Source organism: Thalassolituus sp. UBA3500, from assembly GCF_002377545.1.
Taxonomy (GTDB): Bacteria; Pseudomonadota; Gammaproteobacteria; order Pseudomonadales; family Oceanobacteraceae; genus Thalassolituus.
Genome location: NZ_DFQB01000027.1, coordinates 1 through 10,216, shown reverse-complemented (window position 1 = coordinate 10,216; position 10,216 = coordinate 1). Strand labels below are relative to the sequence as shown.

General features: G+C 50.7%; 8 protein-coding genes and 4 tRNA genes. 1 reads left to right on the top strand and 11 read right to left on the bottom strand.

What is annotated here, in order from left to right; genetic code table 11:
• Nucleotides 1-7: 7 nt before the first annotated feature.
• From B2R29_RS06630 to B2R29_RS06590, 9 genes are all read right to left on the bottom strand, one after another.
• Nucleotides 8-84 (bottom strand) — tRNA-Asp (locus B2R29_RS06630).
• Nucleotides 85-103: 19 nt separating this feature from the next.
• Nucleotides 104-376, bottom strand: a complete 273-nt coding sequence (locus B2R29_RS06625; RefSeq protein WP_068443502.1) for an HU family DNA-binding protein — start codon at nucleotides 374-376, stop codon at nucleotides 104-106.
• A gap of 113 nt (nucleotides 377-489) precedes the next feature.
• A complete protein-coding gene (gene lon, locus B2R29_RS06620; RefSeq protein WP_301180322.1) occupies nucleotides 490-2,880 on the bottom strand; it encodes an endopeptidase La in 2,391 nt (796 codons plus the stop codon).
• Between the two features lie 129 nt (nucleotides 2,881-3,009).
• A complete protein-coding gene (gene clpX / locus B2R29_RS06615; RefSeq protein WP_301180321.1) occupies nucleotides 3,010-4,293 on the bottom strand; it encodes an ATP-dependent Clp protease ATP-binding subunit ClpX in 1,284 nt (427 codons plus the stop codon).
• A 96-nt stretch (nucleotides 4,294-4,389) separates the two neighbouring features.
• Nucleotides 4,390-5,013 carry an ATP-dependent Clp endopeptidase proteolytic subunit ClpP gene (clpP, locus tag B2R29_RS06610; protein WP_068444339.1) on the bottom strand — a complete coding sequence of 208 codons (624 nt, stop codon included), beginning with the start codon at nucleotides 5,011-5,013 and terminating at the stop codon, nucleotides 4,390-4,392.
• A 118-nt stretch (nucleotides 5,014-5,131) separates the two neighbouring features.
• A complete protein-coding gene (gene tig, locus B2R29_RS06605; RefSeq protein WP_301180320.1) occupies nucleotides 5,132-6,454 on the bottom strand; it encodes a trigger factor in 1,323 nt (440 codons plus the stop codon).
• A gap of 168 nt (nucleotides 6,455-6,622) precedes the next feature.
• A tRNA-His gene (locus tag B2R29_RS06600) sits at nucleotides 6,623-6,698 on the bottom strand.
• Between the two features lie 28 nt (nucleotides 6,699-6,726).
• A tRNA-Arg gene (locus tag B2R29_RS06595) sits at nucleotides 6,727-6,803 on the bottom strand.
• Nucleotides 6,804-6,829: 26 nt separating this feature from the next.
• Nucleotides 6,830-6,906 (bottom strand) — tRNA-Pro (locus B2R29_RS06590).
• A gap of 216 nt (nucleotides 6,907-7,122) precedes the next feature.
• On the opposite strand from B2R29_RS06590, the gene folD reads away from it, so the two are divergent.
• Nucleotides 7,123-7,980: a bifunctional methylenetetrahydrofolate dehydrogenase/methenyltetrahydrofolate cyclohydrolase FolD gene (gene folD, locus B2R29_RS06585; protein ID WP_301180319.1), complete on the top strand. Its 858-nt coding sequence runs from the start codon at nucleotides 7,123-7,125 to the stop codon at nucleotides 7,978-7,980.
• A 61-nt stretch (nucleotides 7,981-8,041) separates the two neighbouring features.
• On the opposite strand, the gene B2R29_RS06580 is transcribed toward folD, so the two are convergent.
• Together B2R29_RS06580 and B2R29_RS06575 are read right to left on the bottom strand one after the other, a co-directional pair.
• Nucleotides 8,042-8,902, bottom strand: coding sequence for a hypothetical protein (locus B2R29_RS06580; RefSeq protein ID WP_301180318.1), 861 nt, complete (start codon nucleotides 8,900-8,902; stop codon nucleotides 8,042-8,044).
• A 151-nt stretch (nucleotides 8,903-9,053) separates the two neighbouring features.
• Nucleotides 9,054-10,136, bottom strand: a complete 1,083-nt coding sequence (locus B2R29_RS06575) for a PQQ-dependent sugar dehydrogenase (protein WP_301180317.1) — start codon at nucleotides 10,134-10,136, stop codon at nucleotides 9,054-9,056.
• Nucleotides 10,137-10,216: the final 80 nt, after the last annotated feature.

The window sequence follows — 10,216 nt, the reverse complement described above, 5'->3', positions numbered from 1 at the left end:
AGTTAAATGGCGGACCGGACGGGACTCGAACCCGCGACCCCCTGCGTGACAGGCAGGTATTCTAACCAACTGAACTACCGGTCCTAACCCTTAAAACGGTGTCTTAGTTGACAGCGTCTTTCAGCGCTTTACCAGGCTTGAAGCCAGGTACTTTAGCCGCTTTGATTTCGATCGGAGCGCCAGTCTGCGGATTACGACCTGTACGAGCGGCACGCTCTTTAACCAGGAATGTACCAAAGCCAACCAGAGCAACCTGATCACCTTCTTTCAGAGCACCGCCCACTGCCTCAATCATGGCATCCAGAGCACGACCAGCCGCTGCTTTTGGCAGATCAGCAGAAGCCGCAATAGCATCAATCAATTCAGACTTGTTCACACTTATCCCCTTATTGCATCCATATCTTTAGTTTTGTTGTGCGACTGGATGATCGCTACAGAAACTTGAGAGCGTTGATTTATACCAACTACCCCCAAGAGCGTCAAGCGGCCTTAGTGGGTACTTGGCCGACCTGAGTCATCTTTTTTAGTGTTCGCATCATCAGTGGTCATAATTTCACCAATCACGTCCTCTGGTTTGCTCTCCAATGCGACATCAAGAACTTCATCAATCCAGTCCACAGGAAGCACCTGCAAATCTGCTTTAATGTTATCCGGAATGTCTTTCAGATCTTTTTCATTCTCTTTTGGAATGACGACCGTCTTAATTCCACCGCGATGCGCCGCAAGAAGTTTTTCTTTCAGCCCACCAATCGCCAGTACCTTGCCACGCAACGTGATCTCACCCGTCATAGCAACATCTGCCCTGACCGGAATCCCCGTCATAACAGACACAAGAGCCGTGACCATGCCGATACCTGCGCTCGGGCCATCTTTCGGTGTCGCCCCCTCAGGCACGTGTATGTGCAGGTCGTGCTTCTCGAAGTAATCTTCCGCGATCCCCATACCCGCAGCCCGCGAACGAACAACAGTCAGCGCCGCCTGAATCGACTCCTGCATCACCTCGCCCAGCTTACCGGTTTTCACGATACGGCCTTTACCCGGCGTCGCAGCACCTTCGAGTGTCAGTAGCTCACCACCCACAGACGTCCATGCGAGGCCAGTAACCTGCCCTACCTGATTATCAGACGCGGCAAGGCCGTAAGAGAACTTGCGCACTCCGAGGTAGTCCTGGAGCATTTCTTCACTGATTTCGCGCTGCACATCTGACTTATCGAGCATATTCGCCTTAACCACCCGGCGGCACAGCTTCGCTACTTCGCGCTCAAGGCCTCGTACACCGGCTTCGCGAGTGTAGTAGCGAATAATTTCGCGCAGGCGCTCATCAGACACCTCAATTTCGCTATCTTTCAAGCCATTCAGCTTGATCTGCTTCGGCAGCAAATAACGACGAGCAATGTTAACTTTTTCATCTTCGGTATAACCCGGAATACGAATAACTTCCATCCGATCCAGCAGCGGACCTGGAATATCCATACTGTTCGATGTGCAGACAAACATCACATCAGACAGATCGTAATCTACTTCAAGGTAGTGATCAGCGAATGCCGTGTTCTGCTCCGGATCAAGCACCTCAAGAAGTGCCGATGCCGGATCACCGCGATGATCCATACCCATCTTGTCAATTTCATCCAACAGGAAGAGCGGGTTCTTCACTTCAACCTTGGACATTTTCTGAATGAGCTTACCCGGCATAGAACCGATATAAGTGCGACGGTGACCGCGAATTTCTGCCTCATCACGAACGCCACCCAGAGCCATTCTTACAAACTTACGATTGGTCGCGCGGGCAATGGATTTACCCAGTGACGTCTTACCTACACCTGGAGGCCCAACCAGACAGAGCACCGCGCCTTTCACCTTCTTCACGCGGCTCTGGACGGCCAGATATTCAAGGATTCGCTCCTTCACCTCTTCGAGACCAAAGTGATCAGCATCGAGGATCTCGCTCGCTTTGGTAATGTCGTTATTAACCCGGCTACGTTTTTTCCACGGAATATTGATCAGCCAGTCGAGATAACCGCGAACCACTGATGCTTCTGCCGACATCGGTGACATCATGCGCAATTTCTTGAGTTCGGCATCAGCTTTCTCACGGGCGTCTTTACTCATGCCCGACTCTTCGATGCGATTAGTCAGCTCTTCAAACTCATTAGAGCCGTCTTCCATATCGCCGAGTTCTTTCTGAATGGCTTTCATCTGCTCATTCAGATAGTACTCCCTCTGGCTTTTTTCCATCTGTTTCTTAACGCGACCGCGTATGCGCTTCTCAACCTTAAGAAGGTCAATCTCAGATTCCATCAATTCCATCAGGTGCTCAACACGATCTTTTGCGTTCAGAACTTCCAGAACGTCCTGCTTCTCTTCAAGCTTGAGCGAAAGGTGGGCAGCAATGGTGTCAGCGAGTCGACTGGCATCTTCAATGTTGGATATTGTCGACAGAACCTCACTCGGGACTTTTTTCGACAACTGAACATACTGTTCGAAGTGACCTGTTAAAGAACGGAGCAGAACTTCGTTCTCTCGCTCGCTCAGGTCTTCTTCTTCGACAACGGTAATATCACCGCGATACATATCCCCGGCATCGACCAGATTGTCGAGGCGAGCACGAACATCACCTTCCACAAGTACTTTCACCGTACCGTCAGGGAGCTTCAGCAGCTGCAGGATGGTCGCAAGCGTACCGGTCTCATGCATACCTTCAAGAACAGGCGCATCGTCGGCGGCATCGCGCTGCGCGGCCAGCATGATGCGCTTATCTCCATCCATTGCCTCCTGCAGTGCGTTGATCGATTTTTCACGTCCGACAAACAGAGGAATGACCATCGCTGGAAACACCACGACGTCACGAAGAGGCAACAACGGAAGGTTTTGCTGTGACATATTTACAACCTGTTCAAAGTATCTGTAACACTATTGATATTGGGGATGGCAACAGAGGATTACAAGGGGATAGAAAAAGAAAAGGAGCCAATCGGCCCCTTCTCTGTAAAGCAATTCTAAAAGTGTGGATCAGTCGTCATCTGGTGAGACTTTACCAACATCATTGCTTTCATAGATGATCAGAGGTTCTGCCTCGCCGCGAATCACAGAGTCTTCCACGACGACTTTAGCAACGTGATCTTCGGAAGGTACACGATACATACTATCCAATAACGCGGCTTCCAGAATCGAGCGCAAACCACGAGCACCCGTCTTGCGTTCCATCGCCAATTTGGCGATAGCATCCAAGGCAGAATCACGAAGTTCCAGCTCGACATCCTCCATCTCGAACAAACGCTGATACTGACGAACCAGCGAGTTCTTAGGCTCAGTCAGAATACGTACCAGTGCATCTTCATCGAGCTCATCGAGCGTTGCCACAACCGGCAGACGACCGATAAATTCTGGAATCAGACCAAACTTAACCAGGTCACCCGACTCAATTTCACGAAGCACGTCACCGACGGCCTTCTCATCTTCTTTGCCTTTGACAGTGGCAGAGAAGCCAATTGAGCTTTTCTCAGAGCGGTCGCGAATGATGTTGTCGAGTCCAGCAAAAGCACCACCACAAATAAACAGGATATTACCCGTATCTACCTGCAGGAACTCCTGCTGCGGATGCTTACGTCCACCCTGAGGCGGAACCGATGCAACCGTACCTTCAATCAGCTTGAGCAATGCCTGCTGAACACCCTCACCCGACACATCGCGTGTGATCGAAGGGTTGTCAGACTTACGTGAAATCTTATCGATTTCATCGATATACACGATACCACGCTGCGCCTTATCAACGTCATAGTCACACTTCTGAAGCAGTTTCTGGATGATATTCTCAACATCCTCACCCACATAACCCGCTTCCGTAAGCGTCGTCGCGTCAGCGATTGTGAATGGTACATTCAGCAGTCGCGCCAACGTTTCTGCCAGCAGCGTTTTACCACTACCCGTCGGACCGATCAGCAGGATATTACTTTTAGAAAGCTCTACGCCAGCCTTGCCACCATCATGCTGCAAGCGCTTGTAGTGGTTGTAAACGGCCACGGCCAACACAACCTTCGCTTTGTCCTGGCCAATGACGTATTCATCCAGTGTCGCCTTGATCTCCTGCGGAGTCGGCAACTGGTCTGAGCTCCCTTTTGTTTCGGCGTCCTGTACTTCCTCACGAATGATGTCGTTGCACAAATCAACGCATTCGTCACAGATAAACACCGAAGGCCCGGCGATCAACTTACGGACTTCATGCTGGCTTTTACCGCAAAAAGAGCAGTAAAGCAGCTTACCGTCGTCGCCTTTGCCTTTTGTTTCGTCGGTCATTCGACTGCCTCGTCGTCTTACTTACTGTTTATTCAAAGATGGATGCTTCCGACGGCAATTTCAAGCCGCCGGAGAGAATTAACGCGGAATATTTCGTTATGCCCGTTTTGTCAGGACTTCATCGACAATACCGTAGGCTTTCGCCGCTTCTGCATCCATAAAGTTATCGCGTTCAGTATCCGCAATGACTTTGTCCAGCGGTTGGCCCGTATGTTCCGCAAGAATGCGATTCAGACGGTCCTTTGTGTCCTGAATGTTCTGAGCATGGATGAGAATGTCAGTTGCCTGACCCTGAGCACCACCGCTTGGCTGGTGAATCATCACTCGTGAATTCGGCACGCTGTAACGCTTGCCTTCGGCACCGGCTGCCAGCAGAAATGCGCCCATCGAGCACGCCTGACCAATAACCATAGTGCTCACATCCGGCTTAATGAACTGCATGGTGTCATAGATCGACATGCCTGCAGTTACCGAACCACCCGGTGAGTTAATGTAAAGGTGAATATCTTTATCCGGGTTCTCAGACTCAAGGAACAGCAGCTGAGCTACGACCAGGTTAGCCATATGGTCTTCGACCTGACCCACCAGAAAGATGACGCGCTCTTTCAATAAGCGTGAGTAGATGTCGTAAGAGCGCTCGCCGCGCGCGGACTGCTCTACCACCATTGGTACCAGAGCGTTATCGATAATTTCTGATTGTTGCTTCATGGAGTCAAACATTCGACCCTGCACTCCCTGACGTGAGTAAAAAGAAAAACAGCCGTTATCCTTAAAGGATAGCGGCTGTCTTTCAGTTTAGCCATGTCTCGGCTGAAAGTCAGGTCTGAATGGTAAGTTCTTACGCAGGCTGGTTAGCCAGACGCACGACTTCCTCATAGTTAGACTCAACTTCGCTTACCTGAGCAGACTCAAGAACCTTCTCAACTACCTGGTCTTCAAGGGCCAGAGCTTCAACCTGAGCTTTCTGCTGCGGGTTGCTGTTGTAGTATTCGCGAACCTGTTCTGGCTCTTGGTAAGCGGACGCCATTTCTTCAATCAGCGCCTCAACTTTTTCTTCGTCCGGCTTCAGATCTGCAGACTCAATCGCTGCATTCATCAGCAGGCCGATAACAACACGTTTTTCTGCCTGCTCTTTGAACAGCTCAGCTGGAAGCATGCTAGCATCCATCTGCTGACCACCACCAAACTGCTGAACAGCTTGCTGACGCAGACGATCAATTTCCTGATCAACCAGTGCAGAAGGAACGTCAACTTCGTTGTTTTCCTGCAGACCAGCGATAACCTGTTGTTTGGTCAGGTTGCGAATCGCACGACCGAGCTCACGCTCCATGTTCTTACGAATCTCAACTTTGAACTCTTCCAGGTCAGCAGTTTCGATACCGAAACCTTTGAAGAAGTCTTCGTTCAGCTCTGGCATTTCAGGCTTCTTAACCGCTTTAACAGTCACTTTGAACTGAGCTGGCTTACCCTGAAGGTCTTCTTTGTGATAATCCGCTGGGAAAGCAACATCAAGTGTTGTTTCTTCGCCCGCTTTCTTACCAACCAGACCATCTTCGAAACCCGGGATCATAGAGTTAGAACCCAGAGTCAGGTTGTAATCATTTGCCTGACCACCTTCGAACGCTTCACCGTCGATGAAACCTTCGAAATCTACAACAACCTGATCGCCATCAGCGGCTGCTTCTTCGCTTTCGTTCCACTTAGCCTGCTGCTTCTGCAGATTTTCAAGCATAGTGTCGAGATCAGCGTCAGTAACCTGAGCTCTGCGCTTCTCGATTTTGATGCTGTCAAAGCCAGCCAGAGCGATCTCTGGATACACTTCAAAGACTGCTTTGAACTCGAGATCTTTTCCTGCTTCATCAACAGTAGGCTCAAACTTAGGCATACCTGCCAGTTTGATTTCCTGCTCCTGAACCGCCTTGAAGAAAGTCTGCTGCATCTGGTTGTATACAGCTTCCAGGCGAGCCTGCTTACCGAAGCGCTGCTTCAGAACTTTCGGAGGCAGAGGCTTACCAGTACGGAAGCCAGGAGTTTTCTGGTTTTTCTGGCTTTGTGCGATGCGCTTCAACTCTACAACTTCTTGCGCTTCTACTTCCGCAGCGGGTACACCAACGGTCATGCAACGTTCAAGACCAGAGGTTGTCTCAATGGACACTTGCATAGATGCCTCTCATATCAGTTTTCGTGGGAACGGCAAGCCTCCGGCCAACCGTCAATAAATAAAGGTCGCGGATTATAGCCCAAGGAGCAATACGTTAAAACCACCAGAAAGGACGAAAGAAGATACGCCCCAAAGGGCTAAGAGACTAACAAGAGGAAGGGGAGAAAGTGGGGTGGCCGACGGGGATCGAACCCGCGACAACAGGAATCACAATCCTGGACTCTACCAACTGAGCTACGGCCACCACATAGACTGCTGAGCTACCATTAAAATGGCGCACCCGGCAGGGCTTGAACCTGCAACCCTCGGCTTAGAAGGCCGATGCTCTATCCAGTTGAGCTACGGGCGCATGTCCATCTAATCCGAGAGATTAAATGGTCGGGGTAGAGAGATTCGAACTCCCGACATCCTGGTCCCAAACCAGGCGCGCTACCAGACTGCGCTATACCCCGATCTAACAACTTAAAAAGCTGAGCCCCTCAAGTGGATGCGCATATTATAGATGGCTTAGTTTCCCGTCAACGGGTTTTTCAAAAAAATGTTTAAAAACAAATGCTTCGGTTAATTTCTCACCAGGCTGATGAAAGTCCGCCCCGCCCCCCTTTGTTTTACGGCCCGGGCATGAGAAAATCGCGCGCTTTACAGCTTACTGTTAGGGTTGATACTCAATGACCGCACAACTGATTGACGGCAACGCCACCGCCAAAGCCATGCGCGAATCCATTAAAGAGCGTGTTGATGCACGCCTTGAGCAAGGCAAGCGTGCTCCCGGCCTCGCCGTCATTCTGGTTGGTACTGACCCAGCATCTCAGGTCTACGTATCGCACAAGCGCAAAGACTGTGAGCAGGTAGGCATAAACAGCAAAGCATTCGACCTCCCGGCAACAACCAGTCAGCAGGAATTGCTCGATCTTATCGACCAACTCAACAACGACAACGACGTCGACGGCATTCTGGTTCAGCTGCCGCTACCGGCAGGTCTTAAATCTGACGAGATTCTTGAGCGTATTGATCCAACCAAAGACGTCGATGGTTTCCACCCATTCAACGTTGGCCGTCTGGCTCAGCGCATGCCTCTTCTGCGCCCATGCACACCTGCAGGCGTGGTTGATCTTCTTGATGGCACCGGCCAGGACATTACCGGCATGCATGCAGTCATCGTAGGCGCATCAAACATTGTCGGTCGCCCTATGGGCCTTGAGCTTCTGCTGAAAGGCTGCACAGTGACCACCTGCCATCGCTTCACAAAAGACCTTGAAGGCCACGTACGACAGGCAGACATCGTTGTTGTAGCCGTCGGTAAGCCTGGCATCGTTAAAGGTGAATGGGTGAAAGACGGCGCTATCGTCATCGACGTAGGCATCAACCGCCTGGACAGCGGCAAACTGGTTGGCGACGTTGATTTCGATGCAGCGGCACAGCGCGCATCACACATCACCCCTGTTCCCGGCGGCGTTGGCCCAATGACTCGCGCCAAACTGCTTGAGAACACCCTATTCGCTTGCGAAGAACTGCACGACCAGTAATCGCAATAGAAGTTACACATCAAAAAAGGGCGCTTAAGCGCCCTTTTTTACGTCGCTCCACTTATCCTTTTTCACGACGACTAACATCCTGCTCTCCGATCAGAGTTTCGTGCGCGTTGCTCACTTCGTGATAGCCCACATCGTCCACCAGATAACACGCAACAAGAGCATTTGCAGACTCTGATGCAAAACGATTCCACTGGTGATTACTGCGCTGAACTACAAAAACATCAGAAATAGCATTTGTCTCTGCGGACTTAGCCTGATAATCCCGGACAGGCTCACACAGAAAGTGATTGCAGACATCCGAACGCATATCACGCGGCAATCCGCACCCGGCTTCACCTTGATTAATGCAACCACCATCAATAGCGGTCTCAGGGATACTACCAATATAAGCCGACAACAAACTCTCAGGAGTTAATTCAGGGTCAGCGTCCAACTGACGCCTTAACATAACAGCAGAGACATAAGCGCTGTCGCCGCCCTTCATACAGCAGCCGCCACGACAGATCTCACAAAAGGCATCCGACCGCCTTGCCAACTCAGGGTTCTCTGCCAGAAAGGCATCCTGAGTGATCCGGCGATCAATCAGAGTGTAGTGCTGATCATGGGGTAGTTCAGAAACATCTTCACACCCTACTGCCTCTGCCATTTCAGTTTCAAGGTGCCTGATGTATTTCTTCCTTCGTTCCTCGCTTAACGGGACTGTATGCTGAGGCACCGACGGCAAAGTTATCAGGTCGATATCTTTACTCCGGCCGCTAGCCGTGACGTATTCCTGCAATGCCAGACGGCCTTCCTCATCCTCATCACTGATGATACGAGCAACTTTCGCTCTATTCGCAGCCGCTGCAGACCTTCGCTCCCGGATAAGAGATTTCTGAAATGCCAGATACGGTGCATAAAGATTCGGGGCCATTGTTAAACGCTGATCATGCAATCTCCGACATTGAACATCAGCACAGACAACGTCCCGATCTACGGAAAGAGCAGGAGCAACAAAACAATCACATATCAGGCACTGGTTTCCCACCATCGAGAGCTCCTTCCTTGGCTTATCCTATTTTTTGTTAGTCGAGACGCCACAGCTCACCGGCATCCGTAGCAATAAAGATGACACCTTCGCTATCTTCAAGCAACGCACGCAGCCTCTGACCACGCTCTTCAAAGTAACGTTCTTCATCTACAGGCTTACCGTCCTTCATAACAATTCTGTTCAGATGCGTCAGCTTGAGCGCCCCAGACAACAAATCACCTTTCCAGCCGTACTTGTCGCTTCTGACTGAGATCAGACTCCCCGGCGCAATCGACGGCACGTAAACTTTTGCCGCTGGCTGCATTCCATCTTTCTCCTTAACGCCGACATCAAAAGGCCCCCAATATTCCTTACCCTGAGAAACCACCGGCCAGCCATAATTCTCAGCTTTAGCAATCAGATTCAGCTCATCACCACCCCGAGGGCCGTGCTCAATAACCCACAGACGCCCCTCTGCATCAAAAGTAATGCCTTGAGCATTGCGATGCCCATACGACCAGATTTCATCCAGCCCCTGCCCTGACTCAATAAAAGGATTATCCTCAGGCACAGAACCATCGCGCTTTAACCGGATCACAGTGCCAGCATGTGTTCTGAGATCCTGACCATTTTCACGGACACCGCGATCACCGACAGTAAAAAACACATGATCATCGTCAAACGCTATCCGGCTGCCAAAATGACGGGAGGTGTCTGATATCGAGGTAGTTACCAGCAGAGTCTGGCGGTCGGTCAACATACCACTCTTGAGATTTAACTTTGCTCGCGCAAGTGCAGTCGCAGCCTCACCCTGAACAGGAGCACTGTAGGTAAAATAAATCCAGCCACCGGCTTTATAATCACGCGGAACAGCCACATCGAGCAGACCACCCTGACCATTCGCTACAACCTTAGGGGCACCAGCGATGTCGCGTACATCCCCGGACTGCACATCAACAAGAACGAAGTTACCCCCCTTCTCAGAGACCAGCAGTTTACCCGGAGCAATCTCAGCCATCCCCCACGGACTATCAAGCCCTCGATAGACGACCTGAACCGAAGGCGCAGCGGATACAAAAGAAGAAAAGCCTGCCAAGAGAAAAGACAGACCTATAAGAAAGAAATTAAAGAGACGCATAATCCATCATTGCCCTGCTTAAGAGTTTCTGTTTAATGGCCACTATATCGGCATTATGTAGTGGCAGACTAAACCCGAAC

Excerpts from the sequence above, each read along its gene's own strand:
- lon (WP_301180322.1), bottom strand. The coding sequence starts at position 2,880 with ATGTCACAGCAAAACCTTCCGTTGTTGCCTCTTCGTGACGTCGTGGTG.
- clpX (WP_301180321.1), bottom strand. The coding sequence starts at position 4,293 with ATGACCGACGAAACAAAAGGCAAAGGCGACGACGGTAAGCTGCTTTAC.
- clpP (WP_068444339.1), bottom strand. The coding sequence starts at position 5,013 with ATGTTTGACTCCATGAAGCAACAATCAGAAATTATCGATAACGCTCTG.
- tig (WP_301180320.1), bottom strand. The coding sequence starts at position 6,454 with ATGCAAGTGTCCATTGAGACAACCTCTGGTCTTGAACGTTGCATGACC.
- folD (WP_301180319.1), top strand. The coding sequence starts at position 7,123 with ATGACCGCACAACTGATTGACGGCAACGCCACCGCCAAAGCCATGCGC.
- B2R29_RS06580 (WP_301180318.1), bottom strand. The coding sequence starts at position 8,902 with ATGGCCCCGAATCTTTATGCACCGTATCTGGCATTTCAGAAATCTCTT.
- B2R29_RS06575 (WP_301180317.1), bottom strand. The coding sequence starts at position 10,136 with ATGCGTCTCTTTAATTTCTTTCTTATAGGTCTGTCTTTTCTCTTGGCA.